At 42.7% G+C, this 21,743-nt stretch carries 9 protein-coding genes and 3 pseudogenes; 11 read left to right on the top strand and 1 reads right to left on the bottom strand.

The features are described 5' to 3' along the window. From nrdG to ACOXXR_RS09070, 7 genes and pseudogenes are all read left to right on the top strand, one after another. Nucleotides 1-597, top strand: a complete 597-nt coding sequence (gene nrdG, locus ACOXXR_RS09100) for an anaerobic ribonucleoside-triphosphate reductase activating protein (protein WP_023024974.1) — start codon at nt 1-3, stop codon at nt 595-597. A 194-nt stretch (nt 598-791) separates the two neighbouring features. Next, the gene (gene thrC, locus ACOXXR_RS09095) at nt 792-2,276 is read left to right on the top strand and encodes a threonine synthase (protein ID WP_445278461.1); all 1,485 of its coding nucleotides are present in this window, start codon (nt 792-794) and stop codon (nt 2,274-2,276) included. 60 nt (nt 2,277-2,336) lie between these two features. Continuing rightward, complete coding sequence (locus tag ACOXXR_RS09090; protein WP_445278460.1) at nt 2,337-3,620, top strand: MATE family efflux transporter; 1,284 nt, start codon at nt 2,337-2,339, stop codon at nt 3,618-3,620. 5 nt (nt 3,621-3,625) lie between these two features. After that, nucleotides 3,626-4,249: an HAD-IA family hydrolase gene (locus ACOXXR_RS09085; RefSeq protein ID WP_445278459.1), complete on the top strand. Its 624-nt coding sequence runs from the start codon at nt 3,626-3,628 to the stop codon at nt 4,247-4,249. A 348-nt stretch (nt 4,250-4,597) separates the two neighbouring features. Then, entirely contained in the window at nt 4,598-5,023 is a 426-nt protein-coding gene (locus ACOXXR_RS09080) for a MarR family winged helix-turn-helix transcriptional regulator (protein WP_061564614.1), read from the top strand. Between the two features lie 12 nt (nt 5,024-5,035). Continuing rightward, nucleotides 5,036-5,398 carry a DUF1304 domain-containing protein gene (locus ACOXXR_RS09075; RefSeq protein WP_445278458.1) on the top strand — a complete coding sequence of 121 codons (363 nt, stop codon included), beginning with the start codon at nt 5,036-5,038 and terminating at the stop codon, nt 5,396-5,398. 504 nt (nt 5,399-5,902) lie between these two features. Continuing rightward, nucleotides 5,903-6,124 (top strand): annotated as a pseudogene (locus ACOXXR_RS09070) (anthranilate synthase component I); the annotation flags it as partial. Here the strand turns inward: ACOXXR_RS09070 and ACOXXR_RS09065 are convergent. After that, a pseudogene (locus ACOXXR_RS09065) lies at nt 6,121-6,370 on the bottom strand (hypothetical protein); the annotation flags it as partial. The pseudogenes ACOXXR_RS09070 and ACOXXR_RS09065 overlap by 4 nt on opposite strands. Nucleotides 6,371-7,033: 663 nt before the next feature. Here ACOXXR_RS09065 and ACOXXR_RS09060 point away from each other — a divergent pair. From ACOXXR_RS09060 to ACOXXR_RS09045, 4 genes and pseudogenes are all read left to right on the top strand, one after another. Then, nucleotides 7,034-7,624: a TlpA family protein disulfide reductase gene (locus ACOXXR_RS09060; RefSeq protein WP_445278457.1), complete on the top strand. Its 591-nt coding sequence runs from the start codon at nt 7,034-7,036 to the stop codon at nt 7,622-7,624. 88 nt (nt 7,625-7,712) lie between these two features. Continuing rightward, the gene (locus ACOXXR_RS09055) at nt 7,713-17,198 is read left to right on the top strand and encodes an isopeptide-forming domain-containing fimbrial protein (protein WP_445278456.1); all 9,486 of its coding nucleotides are present in this window, start codon (nt 7,713-7,715) and stop codon (nt 17,196-17,198) included. Between the two features lie 78 nt (nt 17,199-17,276). Further along, on the top strand, nt 17,277-19,418 hold the full coding sequence (locus ACOXXR_RS09050; RefSeq protein WP_445278455.1) for a G5 domain-containing protein: 2,142 nt from the start codon (nt 17,277-17,279) through the stop codon (nt 19,416-19,418). A 772-nt stretch (nt 19,419-20,190) separates the two neighbouring features. Then, a pseudogene (locus tag ACOXXR_RS09045) lies at nt 20,191-21,651 on the top strand (alpha-L-fucosidase); the annotation flags it as partial. Between the last annotated feature and the right edge of the window lie 92 nt (nt 21,652-21,743).

The following is a 21,743-nucleotide window of genomic DNA, read 5'->3' as shown; positions in this document are numbered from 1 at the left end:
ATGACATGGAATACACCAAAACCAGGCGAATGGAAAAGCGAGGAACTGAGTCAAGGTCGGATTATCGATTACAAGGCCTTTAACTTTGTCGATGGCGAAGGCGTGCGCAACTCCATTTATGTGGCAGGATGCATGTTTCACTGCGAGGGCTGTTACAATGTAGCCACCTGGTCTTTCAATGCAGGAATTCCCTACACCAAAGAGTTGGAAGAGCAGATCATGGAGGATTTGGCCCAACCCTATGTTCAGGGCTTGACCCTGCTTGGGGGTGAACCTTTTCTCAACACTGGCATCCTGCTGCCCTTGGTCAAGCGGGTGAAAAGAGAACTCCCTGACAAAGATATCTGGTCTTGGACCGGTTACACCTGGGAAGAAATGATGCTGGAGACACCGGACAAACTGGAGCTACTTTCTCTGATTGATATTCTGGTGGATGGTCGCTATGATAAGAGCAAGCGCAACCTGATGTTGCAGTTCCGAGGCTCTTCTAACCAGCGGATCATCGATGTCCAACAGTCCCTCAAAGAAGGAAAAGTCGTCATCTGGGACAAGCTCAATGATGGCAAGGAATCCTATGAACAAGTGAAAAGAGAGTAGCGAGAGTCGGGGGGCAGATAAATCGATGAAGAGAGGTTTTCGTTGATTTTCAGTTTGCAAGAAGGGAGCTCTTTTTCAGACAATTTCATTCTCACTGATAAAATTCAGAAGAATTCATGGTATAATGGAATAGATTGTACAAAAGCTAGAACAGTCTAGCCCGTACAGTGAAGGAACAGAATGAGGAAATTTACATGACATTAGTTTATCAATCAACGCGTGATGCGAAAAATACTGTTACAGCCAGCCAGGCGATTTTGCAAGGTTTGGCTACTGATGGTGGCTTGTTCACTCCAGTGAGCTATCCAAAGGTGGACTTGGACTTTGACATATTAAAAGACGCTTCTTACCAAGAAGTTGCGAAACTGGTCTTGTCAGCCTTCTTGGATGACTTTACAGCAGAAGAGTTAGACTACTGTATCACCAATGCCTATGACAGCAAGTTTGATACACCAGCTATTGCCCCTCTTGTCAAACTTGATGGCCAGTACAACTTGGAATTGTTCCACGGTTCAACCATCGCCTTTAAAGATATGGCCTTGTCTATCTTGCCATACTTTATGACAACTGCTGCCAAGAAGCACGGCTTGGAAAACAAGATTGTCATCTTGACAGCGACATCTGGAGATACTGGAAAAGCTGCTATGGCAGGTTTTGCGGATGTTCCAGGTACTGAGATTATCGTCTTTTATCCAAAGGACGGTGTCAGCAAGGTACAAGAGTTGCAAATGACCACACAAACTGGGGACAATACCCATGTGATCGCTATTGATGGAAACTTTGACAATGCCCAGACCAATGTGAAACACATGTTCAATGATGTAGCCCTTCGTGAGAAATTGGCAGCTAACAAGCTTCAGTTCTCATCAGCTAACTCTATGAATATCGGTCGTTTGGTCCCACAGATTGTCTATTATGTTTATGCCTACGCTCAGCTTGTTAAAACTGGTGAGATTAAGGCTGGTGACAAGGTTAACTTCACCGTACCGACAGGAAACTTCGGTAATATCTTGGCTGCCTTTTATGCTAAACAAATCGGCCTACCAGTTGGCAAGTTGATCTGTGCTTCAAATGATAACAATGTCTTGACAGACTTCTTTAAAACTCGTGTCTATGACAAGAAGCGTGAGTTTAAGGTAACTACCAGCCCATCTATGGATATCTTAGTCTCTTCAAACTTGGAGCGCTTGATTTTCCATCTTTTGGGAAATGATGCGGTTAAGACAGCTGAACTTATGAATGCTTTGAATAGCCAAGGTCAGTATGAGTTGACTGATTTTGATGCGGAGATTCTTGACCTTTTTGCGGCTGAATATGCGACTGAAGCAGAAACAGCTGCAGAAATCAAACGTGTTTACGAATCAGATTCTTATATTGAGGATCCTCATACAGCAGTTGCCTCAGCCGTATATAAAAAATACCAAGTAGCGACAGGTGATGCGACCAAGACCGTGATTGCATCAACTGCTAGTCCATACAAGTTCCCAGTAGTTGCAGTAGAAGCTGTAACTGGAAAATTAGGACTTAGCGACTTTGAAGCCTTGGCACAGTTGCATGAGATTTCAGGCGTTGCCTTGCCACCAGCAGTGGATGGTCTTGAAACAGCTCCAGTTCGTCACAAGACAACTGTTGCAGCAGCAGAGATGCAGTCTGCAGTAGAAACTTATCTAGGACTTTAAAAGAGAGGAAGTAAACTCGGTTGGGAAACTAACTGAGTTTCTTTTCATCAGGAGGAAAGTGTGTCTCGTCAACAACAAGTAGATCGACAAATTTTAAGGATTGCCCTTCCAGCCATCGGAGAAAATTTTCTCCAAATGCTCATGGGGATGGTAGATAGCTACTTGGTCGCTCAGTTGGGTTTAGTAGCCGTATCGGGTGTATCCGTTGCAGGTAATATCATCACGATTTACCAAGCTATTTTTATCGCCCTTGGAGCAGCGGTCGTGAGTCTCTTGTCCAAAAGTATGGGACAAAAAAATCGGCAGGCCATAGCTCGTCAAGCCACTGAGTCTATCAAAGTAACGGTTTTAATAAGTCTTGTTTTAGGGACTTTATCCCTCTGCTTTGGCAAGGAATTGATTGCCCTCTTGGGGGTTGAAGCAGCCGTTGCAGAAGCAGGAGGGATTTACTTATCTCTTGTCGGAGGAAGTATTTTGCTTTTGGGGCTGATGACGACTTTTGGAGCCCTAGTCCGTGTGGCCCACAATCCGCGAGTACCTATGTATGTCAGTTTGTTGACCAATGTTTTAAATGCTCTGCTATCGAGCATCTTGATATTTGTTTTTGGGCTAGGCATCGCTGGGGCTGCCTTAGGAACGGTTCTCTCTCGCCTATTAGGGACTTACTTGCTCTGGCGTCAGGTTCAACTTCCCTTCGCTTCTTTTCGTTGGGGATTGGATCGAGATTTGCTCTCCCTGGCCTTGCCTGCTGCTGGTGAACGCCTCATGATGCGAGCAGGGGATATTGTTATCATTGCTATGGTCGCTGTTTTTGGTACTAGAGCAGTAGCTGGGAATGCCATTGGGGAAGTCTTGACCCAGTTCAACTATATGCCGGCTTTTGGGATTGCGACAGCGACAGTCATGTTGGTCGCCAAAAGTTTGGGACAGAATGATTGGCAAGGGATCAAGCAAATCACCAATCGGAGTTTCTGGCTCTCCTTTCTCGCCATGTTTCCCCTCGCCCTTACTATTTTCTTATTTGGAAGTCCTTTAACAGCCCTTTACACCAAGGATTCAGGAGCTCTTGCCGCTTCCTTATCCGTCATTTTGTTTTCCTTGCTTGGAACACCTCTGACAGCTGGAACGGTCATCTATACGGCTGTCTGGCAAGGTCTGGGTAACGCCCGCCTTCCTTTTTATGCGACCACGATCGGCATGTGGGTGATTCGGATTGGCTCAGGTTATCTGATGGGAGTTATCCTCGGTTGGGGCTTGCCAGGTATTTGGGCAGGTACCCTCTTGGATAATGGTTTTCGCTGGATTTTCTTAAAAACACTCTATCATCGGACATGGAAGGAATAAAATGTATGACACGAGCTTTTATTTGGGATTTGGATGGGACTCTTTTGGATTCTTATGAAGCGATTTTAGATGGGATTGCTGAGACTTATGCCCATTACTCTCTGGACTTTGATCGAGAAGCGGTCCATGCTTTTATCCTTCAACAATCCGTCCAGGCACTTCTTGAAGAAGTGGCTAGAGAACATGGTTTGGATGCGGAGGAGATGAATAGTTATCGCGCGTCTAGCCTGCGTGAGAAAAACGCCCAAGTGCATCTGATGCCAGGAGCTAGAGACACTCTAGCTTGGGCTAAAGAGGAAGGGATTGCCCAATTTGTCTATACCCACAAGGGGAAAAATGCTTATCCAATTCTGGAAGATCTAGGGATCTTATCCTATTTTCAAGAGATTGTCACAACGGACAATGGCTTTAGGAGAAAACCAGACCCAGAAGGAGTCGATTATCTAGTGGATAAGTATCAACTGGATCGGAGCGAGACCTATTATATTGGAGATCGAACCTTGGATGTTGATCTGGCAGACAATGCAGGAATCGGGAGTATTAATTTTTTGAATTACAAGCCGGATGTCAATCATGCGATTCGTCATTTGGATGACATTCGCCTCTATTTTGAAGAAGAAAAAAGTTAACTTATTTAACAAAGCTAGGCTTCTTTGTTGCTGGAAAGGCGCTATGAAAAGAATCCGTAAACAATTTGTTTTGGAAATGAAATAATTCCTTAAGAAATCTTTAAGATAAATCCGATATAATAAAACCATAAACAAAGACCTCCTAACTTTGTTTATGAAATCCTAAAACTTTTCTTTTTCATAATAATCTCCCTAAAAGGCCACCAAATCCGGTGGTCTTTTACCTTGCTTTTCTTAGGAGGAAATCATTTCGTTTGAGGTGAGCAAATTTATTGCTTCGACTTTTTTTAAATGATATACTTGATAAATCAATTATTGATAAGTCAATAAAAAGATCGGAGAGAAGGAATGTCAGAAATGCATGACTTGCTTTATCAGTTGAAGCTAGCTGATCAGTCTTCAACCCAATTATTTGAAAAACAATTGGGCATTAGTCTGACTCGTTATCAGATGCTTCAGTTGTTAGTAGCAGAAGCGCCTTGTAGCCAAGCGGCCCTTCAGGAGAAACTAGCAATTGACCCTGCAGCCTTAACCCGCCACTTCAAAGTCTTAGAAGCTAGTGGCTATGTTACTCGTACTCGCAATCCAGAAAATCAACGGGAGATTGTGGTGGAACTTACGGAGCTTGCCAGAGATCGGTTGTTGGTCCATCCTCCAGCACATCATCTACAGGTAAAAGGCCAGATGGATCAGATTCTTTCTGAAAAAGAGCGGAATCAGTTGAGTCACCTACTCGAAAAGTTGGTGTCTGGCCTTGAGCAAATTACATTTTAAAAGGAGAATAATATGTCTGTCTTAACCATTGTTTTAGCAAGCCTTGCTGCTTTTGAGCATTTCTATATTTTTTATCTTGAGAGTTTAGCAACTCACTCGGCATCGACTAGTCGTGTCTTTAATATGGATCAGGAAGAATTGCATCGTCCATCTGTGACGGCTCTCTTCAAAAACCAAGGCATTTATAATGCTCTGATTGGTGTCTTCCTCCTTTACGGCCTCTTTATAGCTAGAAATAGTGAAATTGTCACGATCTTTCTGCTCTTTATTATTGGTGCAGCAGCTTATGGGGCTGTAACTTCTAATAAAAAAATTATCTTGACCCAAGGTGGTCCTGCAATTTTGGCTTTGTTTAGTATCCTCTTTTTGGGATAAAAAGGACGTGCCGCTAAGGCTCTTTGAGCTGATTTTATTAAATTAGTGTATAAAAAAAGACTAAAAATTTTATTGGCTTTCTAAGAAAAAGGGTTATAATGCTAGCAACAGAAAAGTAATGAGTCAGCTATTTTCAGGGAGCTTGTGGGAATTATGAACAAGCAATAGCGACTGATGAAAATTGGACTGTTATGATCAATGAATTCTAACCCATGTGAATTCGGTTGGCACCCCTTATCGTGCAACTCCTTGAGAGAGGAGATAGAGATGTAGGGAAAGACCAGCTATTTTTCCCTATAAAAGAGGTGGCACCGCGGACAACACGCCCTCACACAGTTTTTTGTGTGAGGGCTTTTCTATGTGCCTTAGCAAGCGGAGCGAGCTTAGGCACATAGATCCCAAAGAGAAAATAGAGTGTGGGATAACCTTGATCGCCTTAGCAAGCGAAGCAGGGTGCGGTTGAATTCATTAGAATATAAGAGTTCTAGAAGAGAGGTTTCTGATATGAAAAAAGTTTTATCTGCTGATGTGTTGAGTCCAATTTTGGCTTATATGCGTTTGGATGCGCCCCATAAAATGATCTTGGAGTCGATCCCTCGTGAAAAAGAGAATGCACATTTTTCAATTGTAGACTATCGGCCGGTCAGTGAAGTCAAGTTTGAACATGGCGTCCTCTATTACAATGATCAAATTGTTGAAGAGGATCCTTTGGACCTTTTGAATCAAGGTGTTACAATAATAAGGTGTAGATAGCTATATCGATTTTGAGTTGAAGCATAATCGTAAAGTTTGTTCTGCATAATGAGGCAATATACTGTCCAAATGAGACAACGTATAGAGGCAATCGCTTGTGGCTTAGTTGAAGCTATTGGTGATTGCCTTTTTCGTTTCTCGTAGAAGTAAGCGATAGGGCAAGGATTGGTAGGGCTAGCTAATGCACTTGAACAAGATTTTTCTAACACAGGGATTACCTTATTTAGTGGGTGTCCCTTGGTGAGAACGATCTCAAACTCTCACTCAGTTGAGGCAATTCCTTGTCAGAAGGGGAACTAACACGCCTTTCTCTAAGCAAATAACAGAACGATAACAAAAAAAGACGAAAGTGCAAGAATGTTAAAAAGTGAGAAATCCCTACAATTTTTTTCAAAAAATTGCCTTTTGTTGACTAAAAAGCTACAAAAATAGAAATATAAACAAACATTTAGTGTTATAAAAACGGATTTGAAACCCCAAGAGGGGAAAATATAAAAAAATTACATTCTCGAGAAAAAGGAATAATAAAAATATTACAAATATTACAAATATTTATTTGATCAATTAAACAAAAGAAAAGAAATAGCGCTTTGGAAATGGAAACAGACAATTGTCAGACGATTTAATGTATGTTAAGTTTCAAAATATAAAAAACTAAAAAATTCAACAAACATAATAGTTTATTTTTGTTGAAAAAATAACCATATAGTGGTAGAATATCAAAAAGTGTAATTGTCTTGTAATCCATGTAATATATTTGACTAATTATATCAATTATTACGAAGAAAGTAAGACAAGATAGATAAAAAATGAAACTCCAAGGAGAAAGGTACCTATGAGTATACTGGAGAACATTTTTTGCGAGAATAAAAAGGAGATTTTATGAAAAGGGATAGATGGTGGCTCCCCTTCCTAGCAGTGGGAGTCATAGCAGTGTCAGCAATAGGTTTGTTGTATTACAACAGTCCTATTCGGAACAAGAGTTCAGGTATATCGGATAGTGCAAAGACAACAGCGAGTAGTAGAGAGAATACAGCTCTTGAACTAGTTGGTCAACAACTACCAGAATTTAAAATGACGGATCAGAAGGATCAAGAACTGAAAAGTTCCAACCAGTATGAGAAACCGATGCTCGTTGTAGAGTGGGCTAGTTGGTGTCCGCACTGCCAAAGGCAACTTCCAATTGTTCAGCAGATGTATGAGAAGTATGGGAAGAGGATCGATTTTGTGATGCTGAATATGATGGAAAAGGGCAAGGAGACTAAAGAGTCCGCCGATCAGTATATAAAGGATAAAGGTTTTACCTTCCCTTACTATTACGATCGCGACCAATCTGCTGCAGATGCTCTGCAAGTCCAAACGATTCCTAGCATCTACTTCGTGGACAAGGATCAACAAGTCACCCGAGTGGCTGTCGATCACTTAGACCAAGAGGAGTTTGAGGAAGCGTTAGAAACATTACTAAACAATTAATTTCTATAGAAGAGAAAAATAAAAAAAGGAGGACGGAGCTCCGAAAAGCTCCAAGGAGATTATGAAAAATTTTTGTAAAAAGATTTTCATGTTGTTTGCAATCTTGTTTATGTCTTTGCCTGCAAACTTAACAAGTGCTCTTGTAACTCATGCCCGAGCGGAAGAGAACATTGTTACCACGCAAGGAAACAAGAACACCAAGATCACACAAAACGGATGTTCGCGCAAGATTGAAAAGACAGAAGAAATTCACTGGCGACTTCCAAGAAAACCAATTGACTTGGTCATCTTGCAGGATGCGAGTGGATCATTCGCTAACACCATTCCAGGTGTTAAAAAGGCCTTGAAGACCTTAACGACATTTGTCAGTGAAGAAGACTACGATGAGAACAATCCTCGTTTGGTCAAGACTGATGATCCGGATACATCAGACCGTGTCATGGTTGCTAGCTTCCAAGGTGTAGATGGATACAATTATTACAACAACGATACCTTTACAGGTAAACCAGATGTATATGGTGGTTGGGGTGCGAAATACGATTATCAATACAAATCTTCTGGTTTGACGACAGATCAAAACGCTATCCACAGCTTTATCGACAACATCAGTGTAGCAGGGGGAACTCCAACAGTTCCTGCCATCGAAGATGCTATCAAGCAATACAATGCTAACAAAGGTAGCATGGCCAACGAGCGTAAGACAGTCTTCCTTGTGATTACCGACGGTGTTGCCAACGGGAAACGTGACGCTGATGGTAAGGTTCGAATTGACTATAGTGGCACTCGAAATCGAAAACTTCAAAAAGCATGGAGCTATAACCAACTTTCTGAAGCTTCCCAAGACATCATGGGTCGTGTAAACGAAGTAAAAGATGCTGGGAACACTCTTAAAGGAGTGGTTGGGCCAAACGGAACTGTAGTTGTAGGTTTCTGGGAAGACGTAGCACTGTTTAACAATGATAAGGCTCAGTACTACGATGTCTACTTGAATGGTTTCGGTAATTACTTTAATATCGGAGACAACCGTTCTGTTCAGGAAATCTTCCATGAAGCCCTTCAAGGGATGGCTTCTCCAGATAAAGAAGTAAATGGCAAAAACGTTTCCTTCTATGTTAATGAACAAGACAATATCGACAAATTCTCAGCTCGCGTTTTGGAATCTGTTGGTGCTGCCTTGGTCAAGGAAGATATCAAGGGTGAATTTGATGTCACTCCAGGCTACAAGGTAGATGCTGTTCGAATCAATGGGAAGAAGATTGTTTCTGAGGTCAAAGATTCTACCAAGGAAATCCGTGGTAAGATTGAACAGAATGGTGACAAGGTTACCATCTCTGTTCCAGAAAGTGTCTTCAACCCTGGTAAGAACAACTTCGACTACGACTTGAGTAAAGAAGCTCATGCCGAACAAGTGGACGAAGATGATGAACAAGATCCTCCAGCGGGTTACCAACCAACTAAAGAACAAGTTCAAGTTCCTGAGTTGACTGGTAAGTTTAAGGTTGGTGACTTCGAAACTCAAACAATTGGGGGTCACAACGAAACAGTAGAAGTTCAAAAACTTGAATACTGTTACCCAAGTGCGACCAAGAAGATCGAAGACCAAGATCTTAGCAACGATACAGGTACCATTGAAGACCCACTTCAATTGACTAAAAAACCAGCTTATGCAGCTAACTTGTCTGATAAAGCTGAAGAATTTACGTATACAGTAAACTACAACTTCAACAACGTTCCTTATGAATTCAAGAAGAACGTTATGTTAACAGACCCATTGGACTACCGCTTGGAAGTGGTAGGTCACTCTGCGACTGGTCCTAATGGTCCTCTAACAACTCGTGTCGTGAAAGGTCAAGACAGTGCTGGGAACGAACGCAACATTGTCGTGGCAGATGTGCCAAGCGACGGGACAGACTACAACTATTTGGTCTTGAAACAAGCCGAACTTAAGATTACGGTTAAATTGAAAGAAGAATTCCGTAAGGACCAAGCAAGTAAGAATTACTTAGCTCTTCTTCAAGACAGCAACGGCTTTGGTTTGGTCAACCAAGGGAATATCATGTGGAATGGTGAAGATGATTCTCCAAACCCAGACCCTCACGCTAAGACAGCAGACAAGCCAAGTACCATCCGTCGTTCAAACCCTGTTTATGTAAAACCTCCATTGTCAACTGACATCGAGAAGAAAGTAAACGAAAAAGAACATGCGGACCTTGCGACAGAAGATGAACTCTTCGAATACAAGGTATCTGTTCCATGGCCAGGTACAGCTGACAAGTTCACTGTAACCGATACAGTCGTTCCAGAATTGGAAGTTCAAGAAAGCACCATCAAAGCAACTATTGATGGAAAAACTTATGCGGCCCTCACTAAGGCAACGACCCTAAAAGATCAAACTGTTGAAATCAGCTTGGATAAAGCTGATATGGATCGTTTGACACATTTGATTAACCGTCGTGGTGGCGATGAAGTTAAAAAACTTGACTTAGTCTTCCAGGCTAAGATCCGTCCAAATGCTGACTTGAGCAAGTACAAGAAGAACGGAACCATCAAGGTGCCTAATAAGGCAGATGTTTCCTTGAACGACATCAAGAAAACTTCTAATGAAGTAACCGTTACTCCACCGAAACCAAAAGAACCAACGGTAGAGAAGAAAATCAATGAAACCTTAGAAGATTACCAAACCTTCGAAGGTCAACCATATACCTACAACATTTCAACAGCTATCCCAGCAGATGTTTCTTCTTATAAGAAATTTGTCATCAGCGATACGCTTGATAACGATTTGGAATTCGATGGAGAAGCAACTATTAAGGGAGATGCTGCGGATCTCTTCACAGTAGAAAAGAACGGTCAAACTGTTACAGCTACTGTGAAACCAGGCAAGTTTAAAGACCTTGCTAAATACTCAACGGTTGAGTTGATCATCCCTGCCAAAGTGAAACAAGGCGTGTCAGGTAAAGTCATCGACAACAAAGCCAAAGTTGAGTACACAAACAAGAGCAATGTGGACAAAGAAGTGGAATCAACTCCAGTTCATGTTACTCCTCCACCTGTAACCAAGAAGATCAATGAAAACCTTGATCACTTGGATATCCCAACAGGAGAACAATACAAATACAACATCAAGACAAAACTTCCAACAGATATTAAAGATTACAAGAAATTTGTGATCACAGATACCTTGGAAAATGAATTGTCTGTCATCAATGAAGGTGAAACAAAACCTGTCATTAAAGGTGCAGCAGCAGCATTCTTCGACGTCGAAGTTCAAGGTCAAACAGTAACGGCCACGATGAAGAACTTTGCAACTGCTGCGGATCTTGCAGGTCAAGAAGTTGAACTTGAAATTCCTGCTAAGATCAATGATGGTGTAACTCGTGTTAAGATCCCGAATACAGCTAAAATCAGCTACACTGATAAGAACGACCACAGTGGTGAGAAAGAGACTAAACCAGTAACGGTTACTCCTCCATCAGAACCAACTGTCAAGAAGAAAATCAATGAGAAGCTGGATACAGCCGTAATCGGAGCTGAAACAGACTACACATACAACATCAAGGCTAAATTGCCAAACGATATCACTTCTTACAAATCATTTGTGATCACGGATACCTTGGATGAAAATCTCCAAGCCGGTGAAGCAACAATCGCTGGTGAAGCTAACAAATTCTTCACGGTAACAGTAACTGGTCAAACAGTAACGGCTACGATGAAGGACTTTGAAAATGCTGGCGACTACGCTGATAAAGAAGTTGAACTCGTTATTAAGGCGAAAGTGAAGAAAGAATCAACTGCAGAAGCGATTGAAAACAAAGCTAAAATCACTTACACCAATAAGAACGATCAGCAAGGTGAGAAAGAAACAAAACCAGTAACGGTTACTCCTCCACCAATCACGAAGAAAGTAAACGATCAAGAACATGCTGACTTGAATAAATTTAGCGAAAGCTTTACTTATACAGTCGACACGAAAGTTCCTGAAGTTGCTGATAAGTTTGAAGTATCAGACCAACTGGTTAATGAATTAACCTTTGATGGAGATGCAACTATCGAAGTGGATGGCCAAAAAGCAACAGACCTTACTGTTCAAACCAACGGTCAAACACTCACTGTAACCTTTGATAAAGACCAAGTGAAGAAATATGCTGGTAAAGCTGTTCATATTACCTTCAAGGCTAAGATCAAAGACAATGTCTCATATGATGCCCTTCTAGCTGCTTATCCAAATCCAGCTGGAGATAAGCCTTTAGTGCCAAATACTGCAAGCTTCATCATTAATGACAACCCAGATTCTAAGAAAGAATCAACTCCTGTAACTGTAACTCCTCCTCCAACCACAACACCTGAGTTGAAGAAGAAAGTCAACGGTCAAGAACGTTACGAATTAGCGAAACGTGATGAAGAGTTTACCTATACTCTTACAACAGAAATGCCTGCTAATGCATCGATCTTTGAAATCACTGACGAATTGAAAGATGTCTTGCAATTTGTAGGTAAAGATGGATCTGCAACTGTGAAGATTGATGGGAAAGACGCTGGTAAGAAAGCGACTGTGACAGTCAAAGATCAAACCATCAAGATTGCCTTTGCAGAAGCCTCTGTGAAAGCAGATGCTGGCAAGTCTATCGAAGTAACCTTCAAGGCTAAGATCAAGGATGGCGCAAACCTTGCAGCTTACATCACCCCTGCAGGTACAACTGAAATTCCGAACAAAGCTTCTTATGATATTGATAACAATCCGAAATACCATAAGGACTCTAACGAAGTTCCGGTAACACCTCCAACACCAGGTGAGCCAGGCATCAAGAAAGATGTCAACGGAAAAGAAGCTGAAACATTGAAGACAGCTACTGAAGAATTTACCTACAATGTAAATACAGAAGTACCAGCAGATGCAACAGCCTTTGCGGTTAAAGATACCTTAGTAGATGTTCTTGAGTTCGCTGATGGTACAGGTCGTGCAACTGCAACTCTTGGCGAAGAAGCTCTTGCTCCTGAACAAATCAAGATTGAAGGTCAAACCATTACCTTGACCCTTACAGAAGACCAAGTCAAGGCTAACGGTGGTAAAGCTGTTAAATTGACCTTCTCTGCTAAGATTAAAGCAAATGCGGACCTTTCAGCTTACATCAAAGATGGTAAGACAGAAGTTCCAAACAAGGCAAGCTACACAGCTGGCTTCCCTAACAAACCTGAGGTGAACAAAGACTCCAACGAAGTTCCGGTAACACCTCCAACACCAAATGAGCCAGAAATCAAGAAAGATGTTAACGACAAAGAAGCTGCGACTCTTGACAAACGCGATGAAGTCTTTACATATAATGTAACGACAGAAGTGCCTCAAGCAGCAACAGCCTTTGCAGTAACCGATACCTTGGTAGATGTTCTCGAATTTGCTGGTTCTTCAAGTGCAAGCTTGAACGGCAAAGAATTGAAGGCTGAACAAATCAAGATTGACGGCCAAACCATTACCTTGACCCTTACAGAAGACCAAGTCAAAGCCAACGCTGGTAAAGCGGTGAAATTGAGCTTCACAGCCAAGATCAAGGATGGCGCAAACCTTTCAGCTTACGTCAAAGATGGTAAGACTGAGGTTCCAAACAAGGCAAGCTACGTTGCGGACTTCCCTAATAAACCAGGCTTTAGAAAAGATTCTAATGTAGTCCCAGTTACTCCTCCAACTCCGAAAGAACCAGAGATCAAGAAGGATGTCAACGAAAAACCAGCTGAAACCCTTGTAAACCGTAACGATACCTTCACTTACAATGTCAACACAACTGTACCGACAGACGCAACAGCCTTTGAAGTAACCGATACCTTGGTAGATGTTCTAGAATTCGCTGGTGCCTCAAGTGCAAGCTTGAACGGAGAAGCAATCGCTCCAGAACAAATCAAAGTGGAAGGTCAAACCATCACCCTTTCTCTTACAGAAGCACAAGTCAAAGCTAACGGCGGTAAAGCTGTTAAATTGAGCTTCACAGCTAAGATTAAGGATGGTGCAAATCTCTCAGCTTACATCACTAAAGATGGTAAGACGGAAGTTCCAAACAAGGCAAGCTACAAGGTAGACTTCCCTAACAAACCAGGTGTAACTAAGGACTCTAACACAGTTCCAGTAACACCTCCAACACCAGGTGAGCCAGAGATCAAGAAAGATGTCAACGGTAAGCCAGCTGAAACGCTTCAAGCTCGTAACGAAGAGTTCACTTACCATGTCAACACAGAAGTTCCAGCAGATGCGACAGCCTTTGAAGTACACGATACCTTGGTAGACGTACTTGAATTCGCAGATGGTACTGGACGTGCAACTGCAACTCTTGGTGAAGAAGCTCTTGCTCCTGAACAAATCAAGGTTGACGGTCAGAAGATTACAGTCACATTGACTGAGGACCAAGTCAAATCCAACGCTGGTAAAGCAGTAAACTTGACCTTCACAGCTAAGATCAAGGATGGTGCCAACCTTTCTGCTTACGTAACCAAAGAAGGTAAGACAGAAGTTCCAAACAAGGCAAGCTACAAAGCAAGCTTCCCTAACAAACCAGGCGTAACCAAAGACTCAAATGAAGTCCCAGTTACACCTCCATCACCAGAACTTCCTCCAATCGAGAAGAAAGTAAACAACGAAGACCAAGCAACTTTAGGAGCACGCGATGAAGTCTTCACTTACAAAGTGACTACTCAAGTTCCTCAAGATGTTACAGGATTCGCAGTATACGATACGATTGAAAAAGTTCTTGAATTTGCAGGCGAAAACGCTGAAGCTGTCGCAACTCTTGACGGCCAAGCCTTGGATGCCAGCCACATCAGCTTCAAGGGTCAAAAGATCACAGTGAAATTGACTGAAGAAGAAGCGAAAGCCAATGCTGGTAAGACAGTTGAATTGACCTTCAAAGCGAAGATCAAAGATGGCGCAAACTTGTCAGAATATGTGAACGAAGATGGCGTAACCCGTGTACCAAATACGGCTAAGTACAACTTCAACAACGATCCTGGCACAGAGCAAAAATCTAAACCAGTCCCAGTTATCCCACCAACACCAGGTGAACCAGAAATCAAGAAGGATGTTAACGACAAACCTGCTGAAACACTAGCTAAACGTGATGAGGTCTTCACTTACCACGTCAACACAACTGTTCCAACAGATGCGACAGCCTTTGAAGTCCACGATACCTTGGTAGATGTTCTTGAATTTGCTGGTAAATCAAGTGCAAGCTTGAACGGCAAAGAATTGAAGGCTGACCAAATCAAGGTTGACGGACAAACTATTACCTTGACGCTTACAGAAGATCAAGTGAAAGAAAACGGCGGTAAAGCAGTTAACTTGACCTTCACAGCTAAGATCAAGAAGGGTGCAAACCTCGGAGCTTATATCTCTGCTACAACCAATCAAGTAGAGATCCCTAACAAGGCAAGCTACAAGGTAGACTTCCCTAACAAACCAGGTGTAACTAAGGACTCTAACACAGTTCCAGTAACACCTCCAAACCCAGGTCAGCCTGAAATTGAAAAACAAGTCAATGGTGCAGCTGAAGCTCTTCTTGGAGACCGTGATGAAGTATTTACATATACAATCAACACAGTCATGCCAGAAGATGCGACAGCCTTCGCGGTAACCGATACTCTTGATCCTGTATTAGAGTTTGAAGGAACTGCAGACGTAACTCTTGATGGTAAAGCAACTGATGCTACTGTCACAACTGACGGACAAACTCTGACAGTTAACTTCCCAGAAGCAACAGTGAAATCAAGCGCTGGCAAGAAAGTACAAGTAACCTTCAAGGCCAAAGTCAAAGCCGACGCAGATCTTACTCCTTATCTGACAGATCGTGGCTACACAGTACCAAATACAGCATCTTACATTCTTAATAATAATCCAGGATTGAAGAAAGATTCTAACACCGTTCCGGTTGTTGTACCGAAAGTACCAGAACCAGAAATTTCTAAGAAGATCAATCGTACTTTGGATCACTTGGATGTAGACTACGATGCTGGCTACATGTACAATGTCAACACGAAATTGCCTGCAGATATCGACAAGTATAAAGAATTCACTGTAACAGATACCCTTGAACCAGTATTGGAAATCGCGGGTACACCAGTGGCTTACGTCGATGGTTACGATGCCAAAGAAGCTCTTGAAACGAAAGTGGAAGGTAACACTGTTACCGTGACAGTGAAAGACTTTGCTCGCCTCAAAGGCTTCAAAGAAATTCAATTGTACATTCCATCTAAACTCAAATCAGGTAGCGATTTGACACCTTATGCAGAACAACTTGTTCCAAACAAGGCGACTGTATCCTTCAAGGACCGTAATGGTCAATCAGGAAACAAGGAATCTAAGCCGGTAACGGTGAAACCACGTGATCCTGAAAAACCGCGCGATCCAGATCCAAACAGTCCACAAAAAACTGTTGGTCCAGAGGATGGTTCAGCACCAAGCTCTGTTTACCGCTTGAAGACAGCTGGCGAACTCTTCCGCTTCGACATCACTACTCCAGTTCCAACCGATCCAAAAGATGAGAACGGCAATCCAGTCAAAGATCAATACGGTCGCGACGTCAAGACGAACTTGACCAACTTGACCTTCTCAGATGAGATCGATAAGGCTCTGAAAGTGAAGAAAATTGCCCTCAAGGTTGAAGATGCTCAATTTGCTTCTATCCAAGCAGTGCTTCAAGCCAAGCTTGATCAGGCAAAACAAGAGTTGAAAGATCTTGCTGGTCAACCAACTACTGGTTCAATTGCAGAACAAGTAGCCGCAGCAGAAGCTAAAGTCGCTGACTTGACAGCACAAGTAGAAGCTGCCAAGACTGCAGCAGCAGAAGATGCAGAATCAGCAGAAAAAGCAGCAGCTGTGACAACACTTGAAGCAAGCTTGAAAGCGGCTCAAGATGAATTGACAGCTCTGAAAGAAAACGCTGATAAGTCAGGTGAACTTCCAACATCAGCTGATCAAAAACAAGCTCAAGAGAAACTTGAACAAGAAATCAAGAGCCTAGAAGAAGCGAAAGCGAAACTTGATAAGGCAGTTGAAAATCTAAGCAAAGTTTCTAATGAACGTGGTGAAATTACTGGTGATGCCTTGAGCGCCTTCGCAACTGTCACCTATGATGAAGCAACAAATCTAGTAACTGTTGAAATCACAGATGAAACTATTCTAGATGCCCTCAAAGGAAGCACCCTCCGTCTTGTCTTGTACACAAGCTTCAAAGATGGCGTTGATGTTAGCAAGTACGTCGACAATGGTGTGCCAAACGTTGCAAAAGTAAGCTTCAACCATAAACCAAAAGAAACTAACAAAGTGAAGGTATTCCCACCAACACCAACTACACCACCACCTGGTCCATACACACCTCCAACGCCAGTGATTCCACCGGCACCGAATGGTGACTTGCCACCAGCTCCAATCCCAGATAAACCAAAACCTAAGAAACCAACACCGAAGGTCCCAGAACAACCACAACCAATCTTACCGAAGACAGCAGCAGTTGATTCTCCAGTAATGAATCTTGTGGGTGGCCTCTTGTTTGGAATGGCTAGTCTTCTTATCTGGAAACGCAAGGAGGAGCAATAACACATATTGCTAGAAGAGGGTAAAATATTTTACTCCTCTTCTTGCGGTATCGTTAGTATAATTTTAAAGGAAATTATCATGAGTAGAAAAAAGTTAATTAAATTAGGGATTTCAGTTCTTGCCTTAAATGCTTTGGGAGTAGCGACGCATTATACAGTCCCAAACTTTATCCCAACCGTTTTGGCTGAAACACCAGGAGAAGACGAAGAAATTCCAGATGCAGAAGAACGGAAATTGGTTGTTAATTTCACTAATAAATTGAATGAATTTGAAAGTGACATTCAAGCCTATGAGAACGATCCTTCTGATGAGGATATGAAGGCTTTGCTAGAGGATAGCATCAATGAGCTAGCTACTGAACTTGCCGTTGTTAAAAACGGTGTCAAAAGTCCAGAAGGTCAAGCTTCCGCTACTAAATTAGAAGCTCGTTACAACGCCTTGGTTGCTCGAGCAAATGCTGCCTTAGGTAAGACTACCCCAACTCCTCCAACCCCAACTGAAACGACGAAAGAAGTGACAGAGACGGAAGAAATTCCGTTCACCAGCCGTGAGGAAAAGAATGCAGATCTTCCAGAAGGCACACGCAACATTAAGACTCCTGGTCAAAAAGGTGAAAAGACCATTGTCTATACCGTTACTTATGTCGACGGTAAAGAAACGAAACGCGAGAAGAAGAGCGAAACCGTTACGAAGCAACCAGTTGAAGAAGTGGTTGAAGTGGGCACCAAGAAGGCTGCTGTTGTGACCACTCAGGAAATCACAGTTACAGAACCAATCCCTTATGGAGAACAGATCGTAACCAATCCGGACCTTCCAGAAGGTACACGTAACGTGAAGACTCCAGGGGAAAATGGTGAGAAGACTGTTGTCTACACGATTACCTTGACCGATGGTGTCGAAACCAAACGCGAGAAGAAGAGCGAAACGGTTACTAAACAACCGGTTGATAAGGTCATCGAAGTCGGCACTAAGAAAGCTGCGGTGATCACAACTAAGGAAGTGACAGAGACGGAAGAAATTCCATTCACAAAACGTGAAGAAGAGAACCCTGCTCTCCCAGAAGGTACCCGCAATGTGAAAACTCCAGGTGAAAAAGGTGAAAAGACTATTGTCTATACCGTAACCTACACAGACGGAGTTGAAACAAAACGCGAGAAGAAGAGCGAAAATGTCACCAAACAACCAGTTGAAGAAGTGGTTGAAGTGGGTACTAAGAAAGCTCCAGTTGTAACGACTTCTGAAGTCACAGAGAAGGAAGAAATTCCATTCACAAAACGTGAAGAAGAGAACGCAAATCTCCCAGAAGGCACGCGTAATGTGAAAACTCCAGGTGAAAAAGGTGAAAAGACCATTGTCTATACCGTCACCTACACAGACGGGGTTGAAACAAGTCGTGTCGTGAAGAGCGAAAGTGTCACCAAACAACCAGTTGAAGAAGTGGTTGAAGTGGGTACTAAGAAAGCTCCAGTCGTAACGACTAAGGAAGTCACAGAGAAGCAAGAGGTGCCATTCACCAGCCGTACAGTTGAAAATGCTGAGCTAACAGAAGGCACACGCAATGTGAAAACTCCAGGTGAAAAGGGAGAAAAGACTATTGTCTATACCGTCACCTACACAGACGGAGTTGAAACAAACCGTGTCGTGAAGAGCGAAAATGTCACCAAACAACCAGTTGAAGAAGTGATCGAAGTCGGCACTAAGAAAGCACATGTACCAGTTGTTACAACCAAGAAAGTGGAACAAACTCTTGAATTACCATATAAAGTCATCCGTAAAGAATCCCCAGCACTTGCTAAGGGTGAAGAACGTCGCGTGACAATTGGTAAGAAGGGTCAAGCTCTGATCGTTGAAGAGATCACCTATACAGATGGTGTTGAAACTGGACGTAAAGAACTAGAGCGTAAGGTGCTTGTTGAGCCAATTGATGAGTTTATCTACTACGGTGTAGCAGAAAACCCAGTCAAGCCAGTAAATCCGGTGAACCCAGTTAACCCAGTGAATCCGGTAAACCCAGTCAAACCGGTTAACCCAGGTAAACAGGAAGACCCTGCTAAACCAGCTGACAAGGTAGTAGCATTGGATCGTCCATCCACTAGTCCAGTGGTTGAAAACAAGCAAGCTCTACCAAATACAGGTGAACAAGGTACAGGCATCTTAGCCCTCCTTGGTGCAACTGTCTTGAGCATGTTCGGATTCCTTAGCCGCAAGAAGAAAGGCTGAGAAAGAGAAACCATGACTATAGAAAGGTGAACCCGAAAATAGTCCTCCCTTCTTCTACCATTTGTCAAGTCTATCAAGACTTTAAGTATAAAATGAGATAAGACAGTAGCTATTCTAATGTTGCTGTCTTATTTTTATTACTTATTGAGCCATAAAAGAGCATGCTAAAAGAGCTTCATTGAAACAAGGTGTTATTATAATACGAACTCAGAGGATGACCAGTTGCTTCTCAGCTTCCAGAAGATTTTGTATAGCCATATTATTCAAAAAGGTCTGAAGGTGCCGAGAATAGTTGAAGATAATTGAACAGTTTTTGGAGTTGCCCGACAGACGATGGGGGTCAATGGCGTCATTGTGAATGGTGTAACGATTAATCTTCTTACTGTTGACTAAAATTACCACCTTAAAACTTGCCTTACTCATACCAATCCCAAATAATGCTCGTAGAACAATACCTCTTTTGTCTTGAATAATAGTAATTTTGTTTTCAATACCCAATGTCTAGTGCTCCACATACTTTGGTAAAATTCTACCTAAAACAGAGATCTTGCCAGCTTGTCAAGCAACGTCTAGCACCATTGAGACCTACGACTTTACAAGACACTGCTACTTTGATATAAAGAAAAAGTGGGGAGCACTCTATCCAATCGTAGATTTCCTCACTACTAATCTTAGGATGTTGTCTACTATTTTAAACATTCCCCTCGTTTGTCTTTACAAACGAGGCTTTCTCGTTACAATAGAGGTAGTAACAAGAAAAGAGGAGAAGAGAATGATAAGCCTTGAAGAGATTGATCAAGTTGTCCAGTCAGGTCCTTTTGAACCTACCTGGGACTCTCTTAGCCATCAAGTCTGTCCAGATTGGTATCGGGATGCCAAATTTGGAATGTTTATCCACTGGGGCGTCTACAGTGTACCTGCCTTTGGTTCGGAATGGTATTCGCGAAATATGTACATCCAAGGGAATCCTTGCTATGACTATCATCGAGAGCATTTTGGAGACCAGGCTATCTTTGGCTACAAGGATCTCATTCCTCTTTTTACAGCCGATCAATTTGATCCGGCATCTTGGCTAGATCTCTTTCAAAAAGCGGGAGCTCAGTATCTTTTCCCAGTTGCGGAGCACCACGATGGTTTTCAGATGTATGCCTCTACTCTCTCGCCTTATAATAGCTTAGAAATGGGGCCGAGACGAGATGTCTTAGGGGAGCTGAGGGAGGAAGCAGAAAAACGTGGCCTGCACTTCTGCACGTCCTCTCACCGGGCAGAACACCAGTTTTTCTTTTCACATAGCAAGGAATTCGTCAGTGACATTTCGCAAGAAGTCCCAAGAGACAGCCTTTATTGGCCAGCCGAGCCAGAGCCCAAGGATCATTTTGATCTGACTTCCAAGCCTTATCCAAGCAAAGAATTCTTGGAAGATTGGCTTTTGCGAACCTGTGAACTGGTGCGGGACTACCAACCAGAGCTCCTATATTTTGACTGGTGGATCCAGCATGAGAGTTTCCGTCCCTACTTGATGCGCTTTTTGGCTTATTATTACAATCTAGCAGCACAAGAGGATCGCAAGGTGGCTGTTTGTTACAAACAGGATGCCCTCCCTTTCGGTTCAGGAATCGTCGAGATGGAGCGGGGAGGATACGGAGAGACGCAAGCCTTTCCGTGGCAAATGGATACTGCGATAGCCCGTAATTCTTGGTGTTATACCCAGGATCTAGCCTACAAGACCAGTAAGGAATTGCTACAAAATTTAGTTGATGTTGTGGCAAAAAATGGCAATCTTCTGCTTAATATTGGACCCAAGGCAGATGGCACGATCCCTGAGCAAGACCAAGACATCCTCACGGAGATCGGGGACTGGCTAGCGGTAAATGGAGAAGCCACTTATCAGAGTCGGCCTTGGCGGGTGTCATCAGACGGACCGACCGAGGCCCAGGAAGGTTCCTTCTCAGACGGGCAAGCGCCACTCTATACCAGCCAAGATTTCCGCTATACTATGCGTGATGGCTTACTTTATGCTATCCAGCTGGAACCAAGTGGAAGGACGGAAGAGTTGACCTTGCCGTCTCTCGCCTATGATCTCAAGCAACCGAGAATTCTTCATGCGCGCATTCAAAAGCTAGAGCTCCTTGGAGAAAGCCAGCCCCTTTCTTGGAGCCAAGATGAGACAGGGCTCCATCTTCAGCTACCGGTCTGCAGGAAACACCAACCACGCCTTCCGCACTCAACTTTTAGTTTTCTTGAAGCTTTCTATAAGGAATCGTTTAGGTTTCTCTTGTATACTGTACTCATCCAATAAGAAATGAGGTACAGAAAATGAAAATC

Source organism: Streptococcus sp. KHUD_013 (assembly GCF_052588545.1).
This window is presented reverse-complemented; position numbering and strand designations above follow the sequence as displayed.